The 23,377-nt window shown below is 63.6% G+C and carries 24 protein-coding genes; 14 read left to right on the top strand and 10 right to left on the bottom strand.

The features are described 5' to 3' along the window. The first annotated feature begins 192 nt into the window (after positions 1–192). From ACQKPE_RS08755 to leuD, 3 genes are all read left to right on the top strand, one after another. The gene (locus ACQKPE_RS08755; RefSeq protein WP_427664980.1) at positions 193–1,074 is read left to right on the top strand and encodes an alpha/beta fold hydrolase; all 882 of its coding nucleotides are present in this window, start codon (positions 193–195) and stop codon (positions 1,072–1,074) included. Positions 1,075–1,167: 93 nt separating this feature from the next. Beyond that, positions 1,168–2,592 carry a 3-isopropylmalate dehydratase large subunit gene (gene leuC, locus ACQKPE_RS08750; RefSeq protein ID WP_427664978.1) on the top strand — a complete coding sequence of 475 codons (1,425 nt, stop codon included), beginning with the start codon at positions 1,168–1,170 and terminating at the stop codon, positions 2,590–2,592. A gap of 1 nt (position 2,593) precedes the next feature. After that, entirely contained in the window at positions 2,594–3,202 is a 609-nt protein-coding gene (gene leuD / locus ACQKPE_RS08745) for a 3-isopropylmalate dehydratase small subunit (RefSeq protein WP_427664976.1), read from the top strand. Here the strand turns inward: leuD and ACQKPE_RS08740 are convergent. Together ACQKPE_RS08740 and ACQKPE_RS08735 are read right to left on the bottom strand one after the other, a co-directional pair. Further along, a complete protein-coding gene (locus tag ACQKPE_RS08740) occupies positions 3,199–4,104 on the bottom strand; it encodes a LysR substrate-binding domain-containing protein (protein WP_427664975.1) in 906 nt (301 codons plus the stop codon). The genes leuD and ACQKPE_RS08740 overlap by 4 nt on opposite strands. Before the next feature lie 77 nt (positions 4,105–4,181). Beyond that, complete coding sequence (locus ACQKPE_RS08735) at positions 4,182–4,859, bottom strand: DUF3313 domain-containing protein (RefSeq protein WP_427664973.1); 678 nt, start codon at positions 4,857–4,859, stop codon at positions 4,182–4,184. Positions 4,860–5,047: 188 nt separating this feature from the next. Here ACQKPE_RS08735 and ACQKPE_RS08730 point away from each other — a divergent pair, with 188 nt between their 5' ends. Together ACQKPE_RS08730 and ACQKPE_RS08725 are read left to right on the top strand one after the other, a co-directional pair. Beyond that, the gene (locus ACQKPE_RS08730; protein ID WP_427664972.1) at positions 5,048–5,431 is read left to right on the top strand and encodes a type II toxin-antitoxin system RelE/ParE family toxin; all 384 of its coding nucleotides are present in this window, start codon (positions 5,048–5,050) and stop codon (positions 5,429–5,431) included. Continuing rightward, positions 5,412–5,717, top strand: coding sequence for a helix-turn-helix domain-containing protein (locus tag ACQKPE_RS08725; RefSeq protein WP_427664970.1), 306 nt, complete (start codon positions 5,412–5,414; stop codon positions 5,715–5,717). Before ACQKPE_RS08730 ends, ACQKPE_RS08725 begins: the two co-directional genes overlap by 20 nt. Before the next feature lie 11 nt (positions 5,718–5,728). On the opposite strand, the gene ACQKPE_RS08720 is transcribed toward ACQKPE_RS08725, so the two are convergent. The 3 genes from ACQKPE_RS08720 to ACQKPE_RS08710 form a co-directional block, all read right to left on the bottom strand. Next, a complete protein-coding gene (locus tag ACQKPE_RS08720) occupies positions 5,729–7,024 on the bottom strand; it encodes an NAD(P)/FAD-dependent oxidoreductase (RefSeq protein ID WP_427664968.1) in 1,296 nt (431 codons plus the stop codon). A gap of 14 nt (positions 7,025–7,038) precedes the next feature. After that, the gene (locus ACQKPE_RS08715) at positions 7,039–8,127 is read right to left on the bottom strand and encodes a polyamine ABC transporter substrate-binding protein (RefSeq protein ID WP_427664966.1); all 1,089 of its coding nucleotides are present in this window, start codon (positions 8,125–8,127) and stop codon (positions 7,039–7,041) included. A 158-nt stretch (positions 8,128–8,285) separates the two neighbouring features. Beyond that, the gene (locus ACQKPE_RS08710; RefSeq protein ID WP_427664964.1) at positions 8,286–9,644 is read right to left on the bottom strand and encodes a glutamine synthetase family protein; all 1,359 of its coding nucleotides are present in this window, start codon (positions 9,642–9,644) and stop codon (positions 8,286–8,288) included. A 151-nt stretch (positions 9,645–9,795) separates the two neighbouring features. Here ACQKPE_RS08710 and ACQKPE_RS08705 point away from each other — a divergent pair, with 151 nt between their 5' ends. Further along, complete coding sequence (locus tag ACQKPE_RS08705; RefSeq protein ID WP_427664963.1) at positions 9,796–10,695, top strand: helix-turn-helix domain-containing protein; 900 nt, start codon at positions 9,796–9,798, stop codon at positions 10,693–10,695. 44 nt (positions 10,696–10,739) lie between these two features. On the opposite strand, the gene ACQKPE_RS08700 is transcribed toward ACQKPE_RS08705, so the two are convergent. Then, positions 10,740–12,125, bottom strand: coding sequence for an aldehyde dehydrogenase family protein (locus tag ACQKPE_RS08700; protein ID WP_427664961.1), 1,386 nt, complete (start codon positions 12,123–12,125; stop codon positions 10,740–10,742). A gap of 106 nt (positions 12,126–12,231) precedes the next feature. Here ACQKPE_RS08700 and ptrR point away from each other — a divergent pair, with 106 nt between their 5' ends. Then, positions 12,232–13,107 (top strand): putrescine utilization regulator PtrR, encoded by an 876-nt coding sequence (ptrR, locus tag ACQKPE_RS08695; protein WP_427664959.1) that lies wholly within the window; start codon positions 12,232–12,234, stop codon positions 13,105–13,107. A gap of 275 nt (positions 13,108–13,382) precedes the next feature. Continuing rightward, complete coding sequence (locus ACQKPE_RS08690; protein WP_427664957.1) at positions 13,383–13,904, top strand: acyloxyacyl hydrolase; 522 nt, start codon at positions 13,383–13,385, stop codon at positions 13,902–13,904. 51 nt (positions 13,905–13,955) lie between these two features. On the opposite strand, the gene ACQKPE_RS08685 is transcribed toward ACQKPE_RS08690, so the two are convergent. Together ACQKPE_RS08685 and ACQKPE_RS08680 are read right to left on the bottom strand one after the other, a co-directional pair. After that, entirely contained in the window at positions 13,956–14,354 is a 399-nt protein-coding gene (locus ACQKPE_RS08685) for a nuclear transport factor 2 family protein (RefSeq protein ID WP_427664955.1), read from the bottom strand. A 31-nt stretch (positions 14,355–14,385) separates the two neighbouring features. Next, complete coding sequence (locus ACQKPE_RS08680; protein ID WP_427664953.1) at positions 14,386–15,411, bottom strand: NADP-dependent oxidoreductase; 1,026 nt, start codon at positions 15,409–15,411, stop codon at positions 14,386–14,388. A gap of 229 nt (positions 15,412–15,640) precedes the next feature. Between ACQKPE_RS08680 and ACQKPE_RS08675 the strand changes: the two genes are divergently transcribed. Beyond that, positions 15,641–16,393 carry an MBL fold metallo-hydrolase gene (locus ACQKPE_RS08675; protein WP_427664951.1) on the top strand — a complete coding sequence of 251 codons (753 nt, stop codon included), beginning with the start codon at positions 15,641–15,643 and terminating at the stop codon, positions 16,391–16,393. Between the two features lie 12 nt (positions 16,394–16,405). On the opposite strand, the gene ACQKPE_RS08670 is transcribed toward ACQKPE_RS08675, so the two are convergent. Beyond that, positions 16,406–17,296 carry a universal stress protein gene (locus ACQKPE_RS08670; protein ID WP_427664950.1) on the bottom strand — a complete coding sequence of 297 codons (891 nt, stop codon included), beginning with the start codon at positions 17,294–17,296 and terminating at the stop codon, positions 16,406–16,408. Positions 17,297–17,364: 68 nt separating this feature from the next. Beyond that, a complete protein-coding gene (locus ACQKPE_RS08665; RefSeq protein ID WP_427664948.1) occupies positions 17,365–17,940 on the bottom strand; it encodes a nucleotidyltransferase family protein in 576 nt (191 codons plus the stop codon). 158 nt (positions 17,941–18,098) lie between these two features. On the opposite strand from ACQKPE_RS08665, the gene benA reads away from it, so the two are divergent. The 5 genes from benA (at position 18,099) to ACQKPE_RS08640 (ending at position 23,289) form a co-directional block, all read left to right on the top strand. Continuing rightward, positions 18,099–19,457: a benzoate 1,2-dioxygenase large subunit gene (benA, locus tag ACQKPE_RS08660; RefSeq protein ID WP_427664946.1), complete on the top strand. Its 1,359-nt coding sequence runs from the start codon at positions 18,099–18,101 to the stop codon at positions 19,455–19,457. Then, positions 19,454–19,939, top strand: coding sequence for a benzoate 1,2-dioxygenase small subunit (gene benB / locus ACQKPE_RS08655; protein ID WP_427664945.1), 486 nt, complete (start codon positions 19,454–19,456; stop codon positions 19,937–19,939). Before benA ends, benB begins: the two co-directional genes overlap by 4 nt. Positions 19,940–20,009: 70 nt before the next feature. Continuing rightward, a complete protein-coding gene (benC, locus tag ACQKPE_RS08650) occupies positions 20,010–21,020 on the top strand; it encodes a benzoate 1,2-dioxygenase electron transfer component BenC (protein ID WP_427664944.1) in 1,011 nt (336 codons plus the stop codon). A 132-nt stretch (positions 21,021–21,152) separates the two neighbouring features. After that, positions 21,153–21,914, top strand: coding sequence for a 1,6-dihydroxycyclohexa-2,4-diene-1-carboxylate dehydrogenase (locus tag ACQKPE_RS08645; protein ID WP_427664942.1), 762 nt, complete (start codon positions 21,153–21,155; stop codon positions 21,912–21,914). A gap of 52 nt (positions 21,915–21,966) precedes the next feature. Further along, the gene (locus ACQKPE_RS08640) at positions 21,967–23,289 is read left to right on the top strand and encodes an MFS transporter (protein ID WP_427664940.1); all 1,323 of its coding nucleotides are present in this window, start codon (positions 21,967–21,969) and stop codon (positions 23,287–23,289) included. Positions 23,290–23,377: the final 88 nt, after the last annotated feature.

Genomic DNA, 23,377 nt, shown 5'->3' with positions numbered 1-23,377 from the left:
CAGGAACAGCGCCGCTCTCCGGCCTGCGGTAAACCTGTAGGAGCGGGCTTGCCCGCGAAGAGGCCGCACCGATCTTGCTGACTACATACTTCACGATTCGTGTTCCATCCATCTCCACTCACACCATTGAACCGTTCCGTACCGGGGCTATCCTCGGCACATGAACGTCATAACAACAATGGAGTGACCAACATGTTCCGTGGTTTCCACAAAGCCTGCCATGCCGTCGACGGTGTTGAGATCGCCTACCGTATCGGCGGCCAAGGCCCCGCGCTGTTGCTGCTGCACGGCCACCCGCAGACCCATGTGATCTGGCACAAGGTCGCCGATACCCTCGCCAAGCATTTCACTGTGGTGGCGGCCGACCTGCGTGGCTACGGCGACTCGGCCAAGCCCCTGGCCGATGCCGACCACAGCCAGTATTCCAAGCGCAGCATGGCCCGCGATATGGTCGGCCTGATGCACGGCCTGGGCTTCACTACCTTCTCCGTGCTGGCCCATGACCGTGGCGCCCGGGTAGCCCATCGCCTGGCCCTGGACCACCCAGCGTGCCTGAACCGCCTGGTGTTGCTGGACATTGCCCCGACCCTGGCCATGTACCGCCAGACCAACGAAGCCTTCGCCCGTGCCTACTGGCACTGGTTCTTCCTGATTCGCCCGGCACCGCTGCCGGAAACCCTGATCGAGGCCGACCCCGACGGCTACCTGCGCAGTGTGATGGGCGGTCGCAGCGCAGGCCTGACGCCGTTTACCGACGAGGCGTTCGCCGAGTACCGCCGTTGCCTGTCCCTGCCGGGTGCTGCCCGGGGCGTGTGCGAGGACTACCGCGCCGCTGCCAGCATCGACCTGGAACACGACCAGGCCGATCTCGACGCTGGCAACAAGATCGAGGCGCCGCTATTGGTGATGTGGGGCCGAGACGGGGTGATCGAGAAATGCTTCAAGCCATTGGAAGAGTGGCAGGCCATTGCCCGCGATGTGCGTGGTGGGCAATTGCCGTGCGGCCATTACATCCCCGAAGAAGCCCCCGAGGCGCTGCTTGAGCACGCGCTGCCATTCCTGACCCAGGCCTAAGCCGCACGCAATGACCACCAAGCCAGGCACTCGCTGCCTGGCCAGGCCTTCGGCTGCCCGCGAAACCCCGACCACCACCGTGATGGACCTGCCATGAACAGCCCGAGAACGCTGTACCAGAAACATATCGATGCCCACACCGTCTGCGAACTGGACGACCAGGGCCACGTGCTGCTGTACATCGACCGCCAGGTCGCCAACGAATACACCAGCCCGCAAGCCTTCAGCGGCCTGCGCGAGGCTGGGCGCAAGGTGTGGCGACCTTCGGCGACGCTGTGCGTGGTCGACCACGTCAACCCCACCGCGCCTGAGCGTGACGCCCACATGCCCGACCCGGGTGGCGCGCGGCAGGTCAGCTATTTCCAGGAAAACTGCCGCGACTTCGGCCTCGAGCTGTTCGACGTGCTCGACAAACGCCAGGGTATCGAGCACGTGGTGGCACCTGAGCAAGGCTTCATCCTGCCAGGCATGATGGTGGCTGCCGGTGACAGCCACACCACCACTTACGGTGCGCTCGGCGCCTTCGGCTTCGGCATTGGCACCTCGGAGATCGAGCACCTGCTGGCGACCCAGACCCTGGTGTACAAGCGCCTGAAGACCCTGCGCGTGACGGTGGACGGTGAGACCGGGCCGGGCGTGGTGGCCAAGGACATCATCATGGCGCTCATTCGCCAGATCGGTGCTGCGGGTGCCACTGGCTATGCCATCGAATTCGCCGGGCCAGTGATCGAGGCCTTGAGCGTAGAGGGGCGCATGACCCTGTGCAACATGGCGGTCGAAGCCGGTGCCCGAGGCGCTTTCATGACCCCGGACGACAAGGTGTTCGCCTATCTCCAGGTCAAGCCGCGGGCGCCCCAGGGCGCCCTGTGGGAGGCCGCGGTGGCGCGTTGGCGCGAGCTGTACAGCGACCCTGGCGCGGTGTTCGACCGCGAGGTTCACCTGCAGGTGGACAGCTTGCAGCCGATGGTCACCTGGGGCACCAGCCCTGACCAGGCGGCGGCCATCGACCAGTGCGTGCCCGACCCGTTGGCCGAGCCGGACTTGATCCTGCGTCAGGACCTGCAGCGCGCCTTGCGCTACATGGGCCTGGAGCCCGGCATGGCGTTGTCGGGTATTCCCATCAGCCACGCTTTCATCGGCTCGTGCACCAACGCCCGCATCGAGGACCTGCGTGATGCCGCACGGGTGGCCAAGGGGCGCAAGGTCGCCAAGGGTGTACGGGCGATGATCGTGCCGGGCTCGACCCAGGTGCGCGACCAGGCCGAGGCCGAGGGCCTGGCCCAGGTGTTCCGTGAGGCTGGCTTCGAATGGCGGCAGTCGGGCTGCTCGATGTGCCTGGCGATGAACGACGATGTGCTGGGCCCGGGTGACCGCTGTGCATCCAGCACCAACCGCAATTTCGAAGGGCGCCAGGGCGCCGGTGCCCGCACCCACTTGATGAGCCCGGCGATGGTCGCCGCGGCGGCAGTGACCGGCCAGCTGGTCGATGTTCGCCAACTGACGATGGAGGAGGCTTGAGATGCAACCGTTCAACCATGTTCAAGGCATTGCCGCACCCATGCTGGCGGCCAATATCGACACCGATGTGATCATGCCCAAGCAGTTCCTCAAGGGCATCGACCGCAACGGCCTGGACCGCGGGGTGTTCTTTGACCTGCGGTTTCTTGAAGGCGGCAGGCCGAACCCGGCGTTCATTCTTAACCAAGCGCCCTGGAACGAGGCGCGCTTCCTGGTGGTGGGCCCCAACTTCGGTTGCGGTTCAAGCCGCGAGCATGCGGTGTGGGGGCTCAAGCAACTGGGGATTCGTGCCCTGATCGGCACGACGTTCGCGGGGATCTTCTACGACAACTGCCAACGCAACGGCGTGCTGACCATCCAGCTGGAGCCGGCGCAGCTCAAGCACTTGGGCGAGCGGGTAAGCGAGGCGGGGAGTGCGGCCATCGGCATCGACCTGCCCGCCCAGCGCATTACCCTGGCGGATGGCGAAGGTATCGACTTCAGCCTCGATGCCCTGCGCAAGGAGGCCTTGCTACTGGGTCTGGACGCCATCGGCAGCACCTTGCAGCGCAGCGAGCAGATCCGCGACTTCGAGGCCCGGCACCTGGCTTCGAACCCCTGGCTCGCCTAGCGCTTGAGGCGCGCCTGGAGAAACTCCACGCACACCCGCAGCTTGGCCGAATCGGCCAAGCGCGTGGGGTACACCGCCCACACATTGGCGCTTTGGCTGTAGGCCGGCAGCACCTGCACCAGGCGCCCCTGATCCAGCATGGGTTGCACGTCCCACTGCGAGCGCAGCAGCAGCCCGCAGTGGGCCAGCGCCCATTGCAAGACGATTTCGCCACTGTTGGACGACAGTGTGCCGTTGATTCGCACGGTGTGTTCCTCGTCTGCGGCCTGCAGGCGCCACAGGCCGAACGGGCTGTTGCGCTCCTTGAGCACCAGGCAGTCGTGGCCTGCGAGGTCATCGAGGGTTTGCGGGGTACCACGCCGGGCCAGGTATTGCGGGGTGCCGCAGAGGATTCGTCGGTTGCTTGCCAGCTGGCGGCAGATGTGTTGCACCGGTAGGTCGTCACCCACCCGTATCTCCAGGTCGAAGCCTTCGGCGACGATGTCCACCGCCCGGTCGAACACGTCCAGGCGGATCTCCAGGTCGGGGTAGGCGGCCGCCAGTTCGGCGATGGCCGGGGCCACATGGTTGCGACCGAAGCCGAGGCTGCTGCACACGTGCAGCAAGCCGCGCGGCGCCTGGCGCACCTGGTTGAGGTCGGCCATGAAGTCATCGAGGTTTTCCAGCAGCCGCTCGGCCCACTGCTGGGCGCGCATGCCTGCGTCGGTCAGCGCGATGCGTCGCGCCGAGCGGTGCAGCAGGCGAGTGCCGAGGGTTTCCTCGAGGATGCGGATACGCTTGCTGACATAGGCCGGCGACTGGTCCAGCTCCACGGCGGCAGCGGCGAAGCTGGCCTTGCGGATGACCGTGAGGAATACCCGCAAGTCGGCGGGTAGGGGGGATGCTTCATGATTTGTGTTCATGGCGGCATCTTAGCGCAGCTGTATCGTGGCGATTGTGAAACTGCTTCGCGGGCAAACCCGCGAAGCAGGCCGGGGCGTCAGTGCTGCTTGTCGCGCAACGCCACGAAGCTGCGGCGCATATCGCTGGCCCAGCCATCGAGTACCGGTTTCACATCGTCCAGGGTCAGCTGCTGGGTGTCGTTCTCCAGGTCCTTGCCACTGCCCTTGCGCACCACCTGGGCCAGCACCTTCTGGTTGCCACCATCGAGGAAGGCAGCCTCGACCGCGACGTCCGTCGCCTGGTCGCGCCCGCCCGCAGCGGTGTTCACGGCGGCTGCGACCAGCGCGATCGGGATTACTTCGTAAGGCTTGAGCCCTTCGGTATGGGTGGACACGGCAGTGATCGCCGGGCGGACCACGATGGTGCCGGGCCCAGGCGCTTGCACCAGGGTCAACACGCTGCCCAGTTCACGGCGCAGCGCTTCGTTGAAGTAGCGGGTGATGGCTTGCAGGGTCTGCTCGGAGATCACCGCAGTGGGCTGCGGCTTGGGGTAGAACTGGCTGGGCTCGATGAACACCTGGCGGTACTGGCTGGCATCGAGACCCGGGTCGACCCAGCGCATCACCGGCGCCCCGGAAATGCTTTCGGCCGGCTTGAGCCGGCTGTAGTCCTTGAGAAACCCGGAATACTGGCTCGGATCGACGCGGTTGCTGGAACAGGCGGCCAGGGCAAGCAGGGCAGCGCACAGCAGGGTGGCGCGAGGCAGTGGTTTCATGATGTGTAGCGTCCATTGGGGAGAGGCCAGAACAACGCTAGCAGTCGGTGGCTGGAAGGCCAGTAATAGGCATGAACTGATATGGCAACTAGTTCATTCCTACACCGCTTCCTGAACCATCTGACTAGGATTCAAAAGCGCTCATTGAAAAAATATACCCTTTACGGGTATGTTTTATGGGTGTTTGCATGAAGATCTACAAGCGCAAGGAGTTCGCCCGCTGGCAGTTGGGCGAAAGGCTTACCGATGCCGCGTTGTGTGATGCGGTCGAAGAAATGCAGAGTGGTTTGATCGATGCGAACCTGGGCGGGTATTTGTTCAAAAAGCGTATTGCAGGCACGGCTACAGGCAAACGCAGTGGGTATCGCACATTACTGTCGGTGCGACTCGGCAAACGCTATGTGTTTTTGCATGGGTTTGCCAAAAGCGATAGGGCAAATATCTGCGCCAGTGAACAGAAAGCGTTGCAGTTTTCTGGAAAGGTTTTTCTGGAGTTGTCACCACAGGCCATGGTGAAGGCATTGGCCTGTGGTGTGTTGATGGAGGTGTGCTGTGACCAGCAAAATTATTGAGTCTCTACGTGATGAGCTTTCTCTGCTTGTGCAGGCAGGTGCCATCGATAAAGTTACGATGCGCGACTTCGAGGCGATTTGCCCCGCACCGGTTCGCGAGTTCAGCGCCATGGATATCAAGCATCTACGCGAGGCACTCAGGTTCAGCCAGCCGGTGTTCGCCCTGCATTTGCACACTAGCGCCTCTACCGTGCGTAAGTGGGAACAGGGCGAAACACGCCCTGGCGGGCCTGCCTTGAAGCTGCTCAACGTCATCGCCGACAAAGGGCTACAGGCGATTCTCTGACTTGGGCGAGGTCAGCCCAGCACCTCCCGCAACCGATACCACAGCATCCCCGCCGCCAGCAGCGGCGAGCGAAGCGCCTTGCCGCCGGGGAAGGTCAGGTGCGGCACGGCGCTGAATACGTCCAGGCCCTGGCTGTGGCCGAGCGCAATGGCTTCGGCCAGCAGCTTGGCGGTCCAGTGGGTGACGTTCAGGCCGTGACCTGAATACCCCTGGGCGTAGAACACGTTCGGGTGATGGGCCAGGCGGCCGACCTGGGGGAAGCGGTTGGCGGTGATACCGATCATGCCGCCCCACTGGAAGTCGATGCGCACATCGCTCAGTTGCGGGAACACCTTGAGCACCTTGGGCCGCATGTAGACGCCGATGTCCTTCGGGTCGCGCCCGGAGTAATGGCAGGCGCCGCCGAACAGCAGGCGGCGGTCGGCGGTGAGGCGGTAATAGTCGAGCCCGACCTTCTGGTCGCACAGCGCCATGTTCTGCGGGATCAGCGAGCGCGCGAGGTCTTCTGGCAGCGGTTCGGTGGCCACCACGTAGCTGCCGGCGGGCAGCACCTTGCCACTCAGGCGCGGCTCGAGTGCATCCAGGTGCGCGTTGCAGCCGAGCACCAGGCTTTGCGCACGCACCTTGCCGTTCGGGCAGTGCAGGGTGACGGTGGTGCCATGTTCGATGCGCAGCACCGGGGTCTGCTCGAAGAGGCGTACGCCAAGGCTGGCGGCGGCGCGGGCCTCGCCCTGCACCAGGTCGAGTGGGTGCAGGTGGCCCGAGCCCATGTCTACCAAGCCGCCCGCGTACAGGTCGCTGGCCACTACTTCATGTAACTGTGCAGGTGGCACCAGTCGGGTTTCATGGCGGTAGCCGAGGCTGGCCAGGTCTTGCTGTTCTTCCTGGAAGGCCTCGAATTGCGCCGGCGTGTTGGCCAGCTCGCAGAACCCCCAGCGCAGGTCGCAATCGATGCCGTACTGCTCGATGCGCCGGGCCACCAGCTCGACCGAGTCGAGCCCGGCCTGCTTGAGGTAGCGCACGCCATCCTGGCCGACGTACCGGGCAAAGCCCGAGACGTCATGGCCGATGCCGCGAATCAGCTGGCCGCCGTTGCGCCCGCTGGCGCCCCAGCCGATGCGCCGGGCCTCCAACAGGATCACCGAAAGGCCGCGCTCGGCCAGTTCAAGTGCAGTGTTGACGCCGGTCAGGCCGCCGCCGACCACGCACACGTCGGCGCTCAGCTCGCCTTCGAGCATGGGGTAGGGCGCCGTGCTGCGCGCAGTGGCGGCGTAGTAGGAGGCAGTGTGTTGGGTAGTGGCAGGCATGGCGTGGGCTCGGCTCAGCGGTTGGACTTGATCTTGCTCCAGGAGCGGGTCATCAGGCGCATGATCTTCGGGCTCTGGGTGGTGGAGACGTACAGCTTGTCCAGCACCGCTTGAGGCGGGTAGACCTCGGGGTTTTCCACCAGCGACTTGTCCATGTAGGCCTGGGCATCGGGGTTGGCATTGGCGTAGCCGACCGTGGCGCTGACCTTGGCGATCACCTGCGGGTCGAGCAGGTAGTTGATGAAGGCCAGGGCTTGTTCAGGGTTCTTGGCGTCCTTGGGGATGGCCAGCAGGTCGAACCACAGGTTGCTGCCTTCCTTGGGAATGCTGTACGCCACCTTCACGCCGTTGTTCGCCTCCACCGCGCGGTTGGCGGCCTGGAACACGTCGCCCGAGTAGCCGAAGGCCACGCAGACATCGCCGTTGGCCAGGTCCGAGACGTATTTGGACGAGTGGAAGTAGGTGATGTAGGGGCGCAGTTCCAGCAGGCGCGCCTCGGCTTTTTCATAATCCTTCGGGTTTTCGCTGCGCGGGTTCAGGCCCAGGTAGTTGAGCATGGCGGGGAACAGTTCGTCGGGTGAGTCCATGAAGGCCACGCCGCATTTTTGCAGCTTCTTGAGGTTTTCCGGCTCGAACATCACCGCCCACGAGTCGACCTTGTCGATGCCCAGCGCGGCCTTGACCTTCTCGACGTTGTAGCCGATGCCGTTGGTGCCCCACAGGTACGGCACGGCGTACTGGTTGCCGGGGTCGTTCTGCTCCAGTTGCTTGAGCAGTTTCGGGTCCAGGTGCTGCCAGTTCGGCAGCTTGCTGCGGTCCAGCGGCAGGAAGGCGCCGGCCTTGGCCTGGCGGGCGAGGAAGTGGTTGGACGGCACCACCACGTCGTAGCCGGTGCGCCCGGCCAGAAGCTTGCCTTCGAGGGTTTCGTTGGAGTCGAACACGTCATAGACCACCTTGATGCCGGTGCTGGCCTGGAAGTCGGCCAGGGTGGTCTCGCCGACGTAGTCGGTCCAGTTGTACACGCTGACCGTCGATTCGGCCTGGGCGGTCGCACCGAACAGCAGGGCGAAGGCCGCCGGGATCAGGGGTTGCAAATGACGCATGTCGACACCTCGTTGAAATTGTTCTGGTCGTTGGTTCAATCGTCTGGAGCTAATGCGCCCTGTAGGAGCGGGCTTGCCCGCGAAAAGAACACCACAGTGAATGGCCAGGGCTTTGCCCTGGTTCGCGGGCAAGCCCGCTCCTACAGGGAGTGCGTGAATCACACGCTCAACAATAGGAACTCGCGCTCCCAGGAGCTGATGACCCGCTTGAAGTTCTCATGCTCGGCGCGCTTGACCGCCACGTAGCCCTGCACGAACTGGCGGCCCAGGTACTGTTCCAGCACCGCGCAATCCTCCATGTGCTGCAAGGCGTCTTCGATGGTGATCGGCAGGCGCAGGTTGCGTCGCTCATAGGCGCGGCCTTGTACCGGGGCGCTGGGCTCAAGCTTCTCGACCATGCCGAGGTAGCCACACAGCAGGCTGGCCGCAATGGCCAGGTAGGGGTTGGCGTCGGCGCCTGGCAGGCGGTTCTCCACGCGCATCGCCTCAGGGCTGGAGGTGGGCACGCGCAGGCCGGCAGTGCGGTTTTCCTCGCCCCATTCCACGTTCACCGGCGCCGAGGTATCGGGCAGGAAGCGGCGGAACGAGTTGACGTTCGGTGCGAACATCGGCAGCACCTGGGGAATGTATTTCTGCAATCCGCCGATATGGTGCAGGAACAGCTCGCTCATGCTGCCGTCTTCATTGGCGAAGATCGGCCGCCCGGTGGCGATGTCGACCACGCTCTGGTGCAGGTGCATGGCGCTGCCGGGCTCGTCGGTGATCGGCTTGGCCATGAAGGTGGCGGTGACGTTGTGCTTGAGCGCCGCCTCGCGCAGGGTGCGCTTGAACACGGTGATCTGGTCGGCCAGGTCCAGGGCATCGCCATGGCGGAAGTTGATCTCCATCTGCGCCGGGCCGTCTTCGTGGATCAGCGTGTCCAGGTCCAGGCCCTGGATCTCGCACCAGTCGTAGACGTCTTCGAACAGCGGGTCGAATTCGTTGGCCGCGTCGATGGAGAACGACTGGCGGCCACTTTCGGCGCGGCCCGAGCGCCCCAGCGGCACTTGCAGCGGCAGGTCCGGGTCTTCGCAGCGCTGGGTCAGGTAGAACTCCATCTCCGGGGCGACGATCGGCTGCCAGCCTTGCGCGGCATACAAGGCCAGCACTTTCTTGAGCACGTTGCGTGGCGACAGGGCGATGGGGTTGCCGTGCTTGTCGAAGGTATCGTGGATGACGATGGCGGTCGGCTCGAGCGCCCAGGGCACCTGGTACACCGCTGTCGGGTCGGGGCGGCAGACCATGTCGATATCGGCAGGGTCGAGCAGGCTGTAGTAGATGTCGTCGTCGACGAAGTCGCCGGTGACCGTCTGCAACAGCACGCTTTCAGGCAGGCGCATGCCACGCTCGTTGAGGAACTTGGCGGTCGGGGCGATCTTGCCGCGGGCGATGCCGGTCAGGTCGCTGACCACGCATTCGACTTCGGTGATCCGGTGTTCTTTCAGCCAGGCGGACAGCTGATCGAAGGGGGCGTTCATACAGACCTCTTGGTTGGGTGTTTTCGGCGCTCGGTTCAGGGGGAGCTTCCCCTGAAGCGCACTGAGGACTATCTTGGGCGCTGCCCCTAGAGGCGATCTATCCGTTTTCTTCGTCAACGAATGCACCAGAAGAGTGCATATAGGACGCCGCGTGAACACGCACACCGCCTTGCAAGTCCAGGCCTTCCACACCACCGATGTGACCGAACAGGTCCGCGCTACGCCGGGTTGGCAGCAGCAATACCGGCAGATGTCGCCGGGGCATTTCAGCGGCCAGTTGCGCTGCCTGGGGCTCGATGGCGTGGAGGTCTACGAGGAGCGCCTCAATACCCGGGTGGAGCAGTTCTTCCGCGCCCCGAGCGGGTCGTTGGCGTTCTGCTTCGACCGCGTCGATAACAGCCTGTATCTGCTCAACGAGCAGAGCCGCAATATCTGGATCACCCCGGAGAACTACCAGGAAGTGGCGGTGGTGTTCGACCAGCCATTCCTCGCACGTCACAGCCTGGACCTGGAACGGTTGCGCGGGCTATTCATGGTGCCGCTGGGCAGTGGCCAGAATGCCCTGTTCGGCAGTTGGCTGAGCGCGACCTTGACCCGATTGACCGAGGCCGACTGCCCGTTACAGGGCCAGGCCTTGGCTGAGCAATTGCTCGACGACTGCCTGTTCATCCTCGATAACGCCTGTCAGCGTTTGCAGGGCCAAGCCTTGGGAAGACGGGGGGAGGAGCGGGCGATCATGCAGCGGGTTAGCGAGTGGGCGGCCGATTGCCCGGAAGAAACGCTGAACCTGGTGGAGTTGGCGCGGGTGGCGGGGGTTTCGTTGCGTCAGCTGCAACAGGCGTTCAAGGCCTTCACGGGTATGCCGCCGGCGCATTGGTTGCGCTTGCGTCGGCTTAATGGTGCGCGGCGTGACCTATTGCGAGGGGGGAGCGAGGCGACCGTGGCCGAGGTGGCGATGCGGTGGTCGTTCTGGCATTTGGGGCGGTTTTCCGAAAGTTATCGGCAGCTGTTCCGGGAGCTGCCGAGTGAGACCTTGCGGCGTAGCCGTTGATTCTCTGGTGATTGGCACCGGCGTGGCCGGTGCCAATCACGTGATCAGTTACGGTCCAACCACACCGTCTGAACATTGGTGAACTCGCGCAACCCGAAGTGCGACAGTTCACGCCCGAAACCACTCTTCTTTACACCACCGAATGCCACGCGGGGGTCGGAAGCGCAGTAGCCGTTGATGAACACACCACCGGTGTCCAGCGCAGCCGTCATGCGTTCGGCCAGGGCGTAGTCGGCGGTGTAGATGGTCGCGGCAAGGCCGAACTCGCTGTCGTTGGCCAGCTCCACCGCATGCTCGGCATCCCGGGCGCTGATGATCGCGGCCACCGGCCCGAACAGCTCCTGCTTGAAGGCCGTCATTTCAGGGGTAACGTTGGCGAACACGGTAGGCGCATAGATGTTCGCCGCGCCCTCGACCTTGTGCCCGCCCAACAGCAGAGTGGCGCCTTCAGCGAGGGTTGCCTGTACCTGGCCGTCCAGTTCGTCGCGCAGGTCGAAACGCGCCATAGGGCCGATGTCGGTGTCGTCTTCCAGCGGGTTGCCAACTTTAAGCGCTCGAGTGGCCTCGACGAACTTCTGGGTGAACGCCTCGACAATGCTTTCTTCGACGATCAGCCGCTTGGCTGCCGCACAGACTTGGCCGGTGTTCTGGTAACGGCCCACCACCGCAGCCTTGACCGCTGCATCCAGGTCGGCGTCGGCGAGCACGATGAACGGGTCAGAGCCCCCCAGTTCGAGCACGCATTTCTTCAACGCAGCGCCTGCTTGGGCACCAATGGCCATGCCAGCGCGCACGCTGCCGGTCAGGGTGACAGCGGCGATGCGAGGGTCGTTGATGGCGCGGGTGACGCCTTCGGGGGTGACGTTCACTACCTCGAACACACCTTCAGGCAGCTTGGCCTGCTTGCACAGCTCAGCCAGCAGGTAGGCCGAGCCCATCACGTTAGGCGCGTGCTTGAGCACGAAGGTGTTGCCAGCCAGGATGCTCGGCACGGCGCCGCGCAGCACCTGCCACAGCGGGAAGTTCCACGGCATCACGGCCAGGATCGGGCCGAGCGGGCGGTATTCGATGCGGGCCTTTTCGACCTGGGTCGGCTCGGGGGCGAGCATGGCCGGGCCATGTTCGGCATACCACTGGCACAGGCCGATGCATTTGCTCACCTCGCCACGGGCCTGGGCGATCGGCTTGCCGATTTCCCGGGTGATCATCACCGCGAGGGCTTCGTGGTTGGCCTGAAGGGCCGCCGCCAAGGCGAGCAGGTATTCGCTGCGCTGACCCAGCGACACCTGGCGCCACCTGGCAAAGCCCGCCTTGGCACGTTGTAGCGCCGCGTCCAGTACGGCGTCGGTGTCGTAGGGGTAGTGGCCGATCTGCTCGCCGGTGTAGGGGTCGACGGAAATGGCATGGGTCAGGCTGCTGATTACGCTCATGGCGAGTTCCTCGTTGTTGTCTTCGCGTGGAGCCCAGACTAGTGGCGTGCAGCTTTACTGAAAACTGAATAATAATGAGCGAAACATTCACGAATGGAGAAAGGCCGTGGACCTGGTGCAACTGGAGATGTTCAAAGCTGTCGCCGAGCACGGCAGCATCAGCGCTGCTGCCCAGCAGATCCACCGGGTGCCGTCGAACCTCACCACCCGCATCAAGCAGCTCGAGGAAGACCTGGGGGTGGAGCTGTTCATCCGCGAGAAAAGCCGCCTGCGCCTGTCGCCTGCGGGCTGGAACTTCCTCGAATATACCCGGCGCATTCTCGAACTGGTGCAAGAGGCGCGCTTGACGGTAGCCGGGGAAGACCCGCAAGGCACCTTCGCCCTGGGTTCGCTGGAAAGTACCGCAGCGGTGCGCATTCCTGGGTTGCTGGCCGCCTACAACCAGCGTTACCCGAAAGTCGACCTGGACCTCTCCACCGGGCCTTCCGGCACCATGCTAGAAGGCGTGCTGGCCGGGCGCCTGGTGGCAGCCTTCGTCGACGGCCCGGTGCTGCACCCGACCCTGGAGGGCATGCCGGTGTTCGAGGAGGAAATGGTGGTGATCGCGCCGCTCAACCATGCCACGGTCAGCCGTGCCCGCGACGTCAACGGCGAAAGCATCTATGCCTTCCGCGCCAACTGCTCTTACCGCCACCATTTCGAAAACTGGTTCGTCAAGGACCAGGCCGTGCCGGGCAAGATCCACGAAATGGAGTCGTACCACGGCATGCTCGCCTGCGTCAGTGCCGGCGCGGGCCTTGCACTGATGCCGCGCAGCATGCTCGACAGCATGCCCGGCGCCAGTACGGTCAGCGTGTGGCCGCTGTCGGAAGACTTCCGCTACCTGAAGACCTGGCTGGTGTGGCGCCGTGGCACGGTGTCACGCAGCCTGAGCATGTTCGTACGCTTGCTGGAGGAGCGAAACGAGGCTGAAAAAACCTGAAACCTTCAGTTACACCGTGTGGTCCATCGCCAAGAGAGCACGCCGTTGAAAGACGGGAAATCTGATACTTGCGTATCTTTTTCTCGTCCAGTGGTGGCAAATGACTTTCAAGTTTCTAATTATGTGTCAATAATCCGAAAAGCATTACCACTTATGACGCGGCCTCATAAGTCGGTCATGGGCCGATAACATAACAAGGGGCAAAACCCCATTCGTAGCAGGCACTGCTCAAGAAGGGTGACCTGCCCGTGAAGACCATCAGGAGAAGTCACTAGATGAAAACCCGTTTCGCTGCATCGTTGGCGGTAGCGGTACTGGCGCTGGGCGGCGCCAACCTGGCACAGGCTGCACAAGTGTCTGGCGCCGTAGGTGCAACCGGTCAGGGCGACATGGCCTACCGTATAGGCCTGTCTTTCGACTGGGACAAGAAATGGCTGGAAAGCAGCACCGGTCACCTGACCGGCTACTGGGACGCGGCCTACAGCTACTGGGAGGGCGGTGAGGCCAGTGCAGCACACTCGCTGTCGTTCAGCCCGGTATTCGTGTACGAGTTCGGCACTTCCGGCTACGTACCCTTCATCGAAGCCGGTATCGGTATTGCTGCTTTCTCCAAGACCGACGTAGGCGACCAGCGCCTGGGTTCGTCCTTCAACTTCGAAGACCGTATCGGCTTCGGTGTGAAGCTGCCGGGCCAGCAGAAGGTCGGTTTCCGTGCCATGCACTATTCCAACGCCGGGCTCAAGCAGCCCAACGACGGGATCGAGTCGTACTCGCTGTTCTACAGCGCGTCGTTCTGATCGCGCCAAGCGCCGCGTAACCCGCGGCGCTGCCTCTTCATCGCCCTCGCTTCACCCGAAAACTTCTGTGGCGTGCATCAGGTCGGTGTATTCCTTCACTTGCACCACCTTCCCATCGCGAAGCGTAAACAGCATGTGGTAGTCGTTCTCGTAGCGTTTCCCGTGCGTGGTAACGGCGTGAGAGCGTAGCTCGGCAGCCACCCGGTCACCTTCGGCGACCATGCTCACCACCTCCATCCTCAGGCCACCCTCCAGCGATGTGTAGAGCGCAGGCCAGAGTTGCGCCATCTGCGCCTTGGTCTTCAGGCCCGCTCCGGAAAACAGATGCGGCTTGCCGTTGACCCACCACGTTGCCTCCTCGCTCATCATCTCAAGCACGGCATCGATGGCGGCGTGCTCGAAGTGGGCGCAGAACGTTTCGACGATGCGCTTGTTCTCTTCGGTACTCATTCCAAACTCTCCAGGCGTATCCACGTTGCAGTCAGTCCACGCGGGCGATCAACTTGCCACGGTTGGGGTTGTGCTTGTCGTACAGCCTCAGAAAGGCGGCGGGGATGCTGTCCAGGCCCTCTACGAACTCCTCGCTGTACTTGACCTTGCCCTGGGCCACCAGCGGCACCACCTCGGCGAGGAAGTCGGGGTAGCTGGCGATGTGATCAGGCATCGCGAAGCCCTGCACCTGGATGAAGCGGTACAGGAACAGCTTGAGCATGTCTGGCAACAGGTTCGGGCCGCTTGCGGCGCCGGGGTGGGCGTATTGAGCAATCAGGCCGGCGATGACGATCTGTGCGTGATGATTGAAGTGCGGCATCAGCGCCTCGAACAGGTGGCCGCCGACGTTGTCGAGCAGGGCGTCCAGGCCGTTGGGCAAGGCGCGGGCCAGTGCCTCGGTGAAGTCTGCGGCCTTGTAGTCCACGGCATCGTCCAGGCCCAGTTCTTCCTTGAGGTAGCGCACTTTGTCAGCGCCGCCGGCGATGCCGACCACACGCTGGCCGCGCAGCTTGGCCAACTGAACGGCCAGAGAGCCCACCGACCCGGCCGCAGCTGTCACCACCAGCGTGGCGCCAGGCTTTAGGTGCATGAATTTGGTGACGCCCAGCCAAGCCGTCAGGCCGGTATGGCCAAGCACGCCCAGTGCGGTGGAAGGTGGCACCAAGCCTGGGTCGATCTTCCTGAGCTCGGCGCCATCGGAAAGCCCGTACTGCTGCCAGCCCGACCAGCCGACGACGTAGTCGCCCTCGGTGAAGTGCGGGTTGCGGCTATGCTCGACGACGGCGACCGTCGGGCCGGACATGGGCTGGCCGAGGTCGATCGCGGGCAGTTCGGTGGAAGCGTTGCCCATCAGGCTGCGCTGGTAGGGGTCGATCGAGATCAGCAGGTTGCGCGTCAACACTTGGCCATTGGCAGGTGACGCGATCACGCCATCGATGAACGCGAAATCACTCAGCTTGGCATCGCCGTTCGGGCGCTTGGCAATGACGATCTGGCGGTTTGGCTGGCTGGTCATTTCATCTCCTTTCAAAGGTCATGGGATGACCAGCACATTAGGGCTGGCTTGCGCCGTCGGCTACGCGCTTTCAATCAGCGATTGATGCCTTTCTCTCGAGGCTGGCGAACGCTCGGTTGAGAGAATCGAATACCTCCTTGATAGAAACGGACTGGTGCTGCAAGCGATTTGGCGATGAACTTCATGGCACGACAAACACCCCGTTTGCAGCCTAGGGAGTATCACCCGGATGAACCGTACCTTGATCGCCCTGATTGGCGGCGCCCTCTTGCTCAAGGCGGCTGTCGGCGTTGCGGCTCAAGCCCCCGCCGAGCGTTTTCAGTCCGACAGTGGCGATATCCTGGTCAGCGCCGTGCAGCAGATGAGCGTAGTGATCCAGACGCCGAAAGGCGTGATCTACACAGACCCCACCGGCGGTGGGCGCCGCTACGGCGGTCATAACGCACCGACCCTCATCCTGATCTCCCACGAGCACGATGAGCACTACGATGCGCAAACCCTGCAACACCTTGCAGGCCCCAACACCCGAATCGTCGTGCCGCCCTATGTGATGGAACGGCTCCCGGACAGCTTGAAAGGCAGCACCGTCTCGCTGGCAAACGGGCAAAGCACCGAGCTTGGCGGGTTCCGGGTCGAGGCGTTGCCCTCTTATGGCCTCGATGGGCAGGCCGAACGCTGGCACCCGCGCGGGCGCGGCAACGCCTACCTGGTCACGGTCGACGGCCAACGGCTGTACATCGGCGGTTCAACCGAAGCCGTGCCAGAGATGCTCGCACTGCGCAATATCGATATCGCCTTCCTGCCGCTTTACCCGCCTTATGCATTGGGGCCGGTGGAGGCGGTGAAGGCTATCTCGGTCATGCAGCCGCGCTCGGTCTACATCTACCAGTACAACAACCTTCGTACCCGGGATGAGTTCATCCAGCGCATCGGCAGCATGGCTACAGGGGCACGGATCGTCGCGCCGGACATCGGTCGTTGACAAGCCGCGCCCTCAGCGCTGCGCCTTGATCGCCAGCACATTGCACAACGGATGCTCCAGCACATGGGCCGTGGTGCCGCCCAGGTAGGTCTGCATCGCATCGTGGCGGTGGCTGCCCATGACGATCACATCCACCCGGCCATGGCTGATGAACTGCGCGATCGCCCGAATGGCCGGCCCCTCCAGAAAATGCCGGCGCTCCAGGGCGATTTCATGATGGTCGCCCAGGCGGTTGAACGCCGTACGCTGCACCGTGCGTACGCTGCCCTCGAAGCCCGGCATGGTCACGGTGCCGGCGCCAAAGTCGGCGATATGGGTGCGGCTGGCGTCGCACACATGCACCAGGTGCAGTTCGGCGTTGCATTGCAAGGCCAGGGCGCGGGCGCTGTGGATCACCTGTTCGTCCAGGTGCTCACCGGTGCCGTGGGTATCGAGGTCGACCGCCGCTGCGATCTGCCGTGGCAGTGGCAGGCGGATATCGCTGACCAGGTGCACCGCGACCGGGCTCTGCTTGAGCAGCAGCCAGTCCAGTGGCGTGACCAGCAGGCGCTTGAGCACCGGCTCGTGTTGCACGTCCTTGACCAACAGGTCGCAGCCCAGCCGTTCCACCTGCTGCAAGGCCGTGGCCAGCGGGTCGCGGGTGAGCAGTAGCTCGGTAGACACATCCAGCCCTGCGTTGCGCAGTTGCTCGGCTTCATCGCTCAGCCACTGGCGGTTGTCCGACAGTAGCCGCTCGCGCTCTTGGGTGTCGCCCATCAAGCCGAAGGTGTCGACATCGTCGACGAATACCTGGATGTCCAGCAGGGCACCACTGGATTCGGCCAGTGCGGCCGCCCGCTGCAAGGCGGGCGTGTGACGCATCTGTGGGCCGAGCATGACGAACAATCGCTTGAACTGGCTCATCTCACACCTCCACGTGTGGCAAGCCCCCCTTGCGTGCCGTTGACGGTCGTTGGAATGCTGTGTTCAGTCTAGCCCGCTGGCAGGTCGCCGGGGTGATCGATGTCTTGCAGCACGCCGGGGTCTTCCAATTCCAGTGTCAGCAGTGCTTGAGGCTGCGACGCCAGTACCGCACGTGCACCGTTGTCGCCCTGTAGCTCACACAATGCTGGCCAGAATGCTCGGCCAAATACCACCGGATGCCCTGGCCGACCTTGCCAGGCCGGGCGGCAGATACGCTCGGCAGCGGCCTGGGCGAGCAGGGCGTGTACGGTCGCAGGCTGGATAAACGGCATGTCGGCGAGAAACACCGCCAGTGCCTGCGCCGAACTGGCCTGGGCGATGCGCTCGACGCTGGCGGCGATGCTGTGGCTCAGCCCCAGCAGGCTGTCGGCCGATTGCAGCACGCGCACCTTGGGCGGCAGGTTCGCAGGCAACGCTTCGCCTGCGCGCAGGGCTAGCCAGACTTCGTCGAACAACGCGCAGGGCAGGGCCAGGCTGGCCAGCAGCAGGGTCTGGCCGTCGGCGAGGCGGTGTTGGCGTTTGTCGCTGCCGAAGCGGCGGCTTTGGCCGGCGGCAAGCACCAGGGCGCAGGAGGTAACAGGCATGGGAAGAGGCCTTAGTGGATGTAGGACGGATCATCACGCGCACCCTGGCGAAGATCAACCGCAGAAAACGGATAGCACTCTGCACGATCCGGATATTGCCCGTTGCCCCAGGCACATAACCTGACGTGGCCTTAACAATAACAATGGAGGCCCTGGCCATGTCCCTGGGATTCAACTACCTCAATGCCATGCTCGAGGATGACCGGGAAGCCGGCGTCTACCGCTGCAAGCGGGAGATGTTCACCGACCCGCGCCTGTTCGAAATGGAAATGAAGCACATCTTCGAGGGCAACTGGATCTACCTGGCCCACGAAAGCCAGATCCCTGAGAAAAACGACTTCCTCACCCTGACCATGGGGCGCCAGCCAATCTTCATCGCGCGCAACAAGGACGGGGAACTGAACGCCTTCCTCAACGCCTGCAGCCACCGCGGCGCCATGTTGTGCCGGCACAAGCGCGGCAATCGTTCCAGCTACACCTGCCCGTTCCACGGCTGGACCTTCAACAACAGCGGCAAGCTGCTCAAGGTCAAAGACCCCAGCAACGCCGGCTACCCCGACAGTTTCAACTGCGATGGCTCCCACGACCTGACCAAGGTGGCGCGCTTCGAGTCGTACCGGGGCTTTTTGTTCGGCAGCCTGAATGCCGATGTAAAACCGCTGGTCGAGCACCTGGGCGAGTCGGCGAAGATCATCGACATGATCGTCGACCAGTCCCCCGAGGGCTTGGAAGTACTGCGTGGCGCAAGCTCGTACATCTACGAAGGCAACTGGAAGCTCACCGCCGAGAACGGCGCCGATGGCTACCACGTCAGCTCCGTGCACTGGAACTACGCCGCCACCCAGAACCAGCGCAAGCAGCGTGAAAGCGGCGAAGAAATCAAGACCATGAGTGCTGGTTCCTGGGCCAAGCAGGGCGGTGGTTTCTACTCCTTCGACCATGGCCACCTGCTGCTGTGGACGCGCTGGGCCAACCCCGAAGACCGCCCTGCCTACGAGCGTCGCGACCAGCTGGCCGCCGAATTCGGCCAGGCCCGCGCCGACTGGATGATCGAGAACTCGCGCAACCTGTGCCTGTACCCCAACGTATACCTGATGGACCAGTTCAGCTCGCAGATCCGCGTGGCCCGGCCCATTGCGGTGAACAAGACCGAAATCACCATCTACTGCATCGCCCCTCGGGGCGAGAGTGCACAAGCGCGTGCCAAGCGTATCCGCCAGTACGAGGACTTCTTCAACGTCAGCGGCATGGCCACCCCGGACGACCTCGAGGAGTTCCGCTCCTGCCAGACCGGCTACGGCGCAGGCACTGGCTGGAACGACATGTCGCGCGGCGCCATGCATTGGGTAGAAGGCGCCGATGACGCTGCCAAGGAGATCGAACTCAAGCCGCTGCTCTCGGGTGTGCGCACCGAGGACGAAGGCCTGTTCGTGCTGCAGCACAAGTATTGGCAAGACACGATGATCCAGGCCCTGGAAGAAGAACAGCGACTGATCCGCGTGGAGGCCGTGCAATGAGCCTGCATGACACCGTGCGCGACTTCCTCTACCGCGAAGCGCGCTACCTGGACGACGCCCAGTGGGACCAGTGGCTGGAGCTGTACGCCAGCGACGCGAGCTTCTGGATGCCGGCGTGGGATGACGACGACACCCTCACGCAAGACCCGCAAAGCGAAATCTCGCTTATCTGGTACGGCAACCGTGGCGGCCTGGAAGACCGGGTGTTCCGCATCAAGACCGAGCGCTCCAGTGCGACCGTGCCGGACACCCGCACCTCGCACAACATCAGCAACATCGAGATCGTCGAGCAGGGCGAGGGCGGCTGCCAGGTGCGCTTCAACTGGCACACCCTCAGCTTTCGCTACAAGACCACCGACAGCTACTTCGGCACCAGTTTCTACACCCTCGACCTGCGCGGCGAGCAGCCGTTGATCAAGGCCAAGAAGGTGGTGCTGAAGAACGACTACGTGCGCCAGGTCATCGACATCTATCACATCTGAAACGAGGTAACGCGAGCCCTTCGGTGTGCCACATGGCGCGCCGCGGCCAGGCTCGCCCGCGAGGTGCAACATGAGCTTCCAGATCGCGCTTAATTTCGAAGACGGGGTCACCCGCTTCATCGAGGCCAGCGGCCATGAAACCGTGGCCGATGCGGCCTACCGCCAGGGCATCAACATCCCGCTGGACTGCCGTGATGGCGCCTGCGGGACCTGCAAGTGCAAGGCCGAGTCCGGCCAATACGACCTGGGCGACAACTTCATCGAAGACGCCCTGAGCGAGGATGAAATCGCCGAAGGCTACGTGCTGACCTGCCAGATGCGCGCCGAAAGCGACTGCGTGGTGCGTATTCCGGCGTCGTCGCAGGTGTGCAAGACCGAACAGGCCAGCTTCGAGGCGGCCATCAGCGACGTGCGCCAGCTTTCCGCGAGCACCATTGCCCTGTCGATCAAGAGCGAGGCACTGAGCCGCCTGGCGTTCCTGCCGGGGCAGTACGTCAACCTCAAGGTGCCGGGCAGCGAGCAGAGCCGGGCCTATTCCTTCAGCTCGCTGCAAAAGGACGGCGAGGTCAGTTTCCTGATCCGCAACGTGCCGGGCGGGCTGATGAGCAGCTTCCTGACCGGCCTGGCCAAGGCTGGCGACAGCATGAGCCTGGCGGGGCCTTTGGGCAGTTTCTACCTGCGGCCGATCCAGCGCCCCTTGCTGTTGCTGGCCGGCGGCACCGGCCTGGCGCCGTTCACCGCGATGCTGGAGAAGATCGCCGAAACCGGCAGCGAACACCCGCTGCACTTGATCTACGGAGTCACCCACGACTTCGACCTGGTCGAACTCGATCGTTTGCAGGCACTGGCTGCGCGCATTCCCAACTTCAGCTACAGCGCCTGCGTGGCCAGCCCTGAGAGCCAGTACCCGCAGAAGGGCTACGTCACCCAGCACATCGAGCCGGTGCACCTCAACGACGGTGATGTGGACGTGTACCTGTGCGGGCCGCCACCGATGGTCGAGGCGGTGAGCCAGCACCTGCGCGAGCAGGGCATTACCCCGACGAATTTCTATTTCGAGAAGTTCGCAGCGGCGGCCTGAGGTTTTTGTATTCCAGGTTTAAGGCGGCGGTGGCCCATTCGCGGGCAAGCCCGCTCCTACAGGTTCTCCAGCGTCTGTAGGAGCGGGCTTGCCCGCGAAGGACGCGCCGCAGTACCAAGAAGGAGATTCGCAATGTCGACAAGATTCCAAGACAAGGTCGCCCTGGTCACCGGCGCCGCCCAGGGCATCGGCCGGGGCGTGTGCCAGCGCCTCAAGGCCGAGGGCGCGCAGGTGGTGGCGGTGGACCGCTCCGAACTGGTCCACGAGCTGGCCGAGGAGGGCATGCTGACCCTCACCGCCGACCTCGAACGACACGAAGACTGCGCCCAGGTGATGGCCAAGGCCGTGCAAACCTTCGGGCGCCTCGACGTGCTGGTCAACAACGTTGGCGGCACCATCTGGGCCAAGCCGTTCGAGCACTACAGCGTGGCGCAGGTCGAGGCCGAAGTGCGCCGTTCGTTGTTCCCCACCTTGTGGTGCTGCCATGCCGCACTGCCGTACATGCTCGAACAGGGCAGCGGGGCGATCGTCAACGTGTCGTCCATCGCCACCCGTGGTATCAACCGCGTGCCCTACGGCGCGGCCAAGGGCGGCGTCAACGCGCTCACCGCGTGCCTGGCCTTCGAGACCGCTGGCCGTGGTGTGCGGGTCAATGCCACCGCCCCCGGCGGCACCGAGGCGCCCCCACGGCGCATTCCTCGCAACGAAGCCGAGCAAAGCACGCAGGAAAAGGCCTGGTACCAGCAGATCGTCGACCAGACCTTGTCCAGCAGCCTGATGCACCGCTACGGCAGCATCGACGAACAGGTCGGCGCCATTCTCTTCCTGGCCAGCGACGAGGCCTCCTACATCACTGGCGTGACCTTGCCGGTGGGCGGTGGCGACTTGGGCTGACACCGCTGGCGGCAAGGTTTTCTTCACACAACAAGAACAAGAGACAGATGCCATGCGAACACTCGATATACACCCGATCATCGATAACGCACGTTTTACCCCGTTCCACTGGATGGTCATGGCCTGGTGCGGCCTGCTGTTGATCTTCGACGGCTACGACCTGTTCATCTACGGCGTGGTGCTGCCGGTGATCATGAAGGAATGGGGGCTGACGCCCCTGCAAGCCGGTGCGCTGGGCAGCTACGCGCTGTTCGGCATGATGTTCGGCGCCTTGATATTCGGCAGCCTGGCCGACCGGATCGGGCGCAAGAAGGGCATCGCCATGTGCTTTGCGCTGTTCTCTGTCGCCACCATTCTCAACGGTTTCGCCAGCAGCCCAAGCGAGTTCGGCATCTACCGTTTCATCGCCGGGCTTGGCTGCGGCGGGCTGATGCCCAATGCCGTGGCGCTGATGAGTGAATACGCGCCCAAACGCCTGCGCAGCACATTGGTGGCGATCATGTTCAGCGGCTATTCGCTGGGCGGCATGCTCTCGGCAGGCGTCGGTATCTTCATGCTGCCAAGGTTTGGCTGGGAGTCGATGTTCTTCGCCGCTGCCATTCCGTTGCTGCTGTTGCCGGTGATTCTCTACTACCTGCCGGAATCCATTGGTTTCCTGGTGCGCCAGGGCCGCATGGACGAGGCGCGCAAGCTGCTCAAACGCCTGGACCCGCAGTGCGATGTGCAGGCCGATGATGCGCTGCAAGCGGTAGAGCGCAAGGGCAGTGGGGCGTCGGTGTTGGAACTGTTCCGCGACGGCCTGGCGGTGCGCACCCTGGCGCTGTGGCTGGCGTTCTTCTGCTGCCTGCTGATGGTCTATGCACTGAGCTCCTGGTTGCCGAAGCTGATGGCCAATGCGGGCTATAGCCTTGGGTCGAGCTTGTCGTTCCTGCTGGCCTTGAACTTCGGCGGCATGGCCGGGGCGATTTTGGGGGGCTGGCTGGGGGATCGCTACAACCTGGTCAAGGTCAAGGTGGCGTTCTTCATCGCGGCGGCGCTGTCGATCAGCCTGCTGGGGGTCAACAGCCCGATGCCGGTGCTGTACCTGCTGATCTTCATCGCCGGGGCCACCACTATTGGCACGCAAATCCTGCTGTATGCCGGGGCGGCGCAACTGTATGGCCTGTCGGTGCGCTCCACAGGCCTGGGCTGGGCCTCGGGGATCGGCCGCAATGGCGCCATCGTCGGGCCACTGCTGGGGGGCGCGCTGATGGGCATCAACCTGCCGCTACAGCTGAACTTCATTGCCTTTGCCATTCCTGGCGCGATCGCGGCGCTGGCCATGGCGGTGCACCTGGTGAGCGGGCGGCGCCAGACCGTGGCGGCTGCCGCCTAGCCCGCAGCGCTTTCTTCGCGGGCAAGCCCGCTCCTACAGACCACGCAATACCTGTAGGAGCGGGCTTGCCCGCGAAAAGGCCACCACC

The organism is Pseudomonas sp. NPDC089554 (assembly GCF_050280645.1).
Classification (GTDB): Bacteria; Pseudomonadota; Gammaproteobacteria; order Pseudomonadales; family Pseudomonadaceae; genus Aquipseudomonas.
The sequence above is the reverse complement of the archived record's forward strand: the minus strand, read 5'-3'. Positions and strand labels throughout refer to the sequence as shown.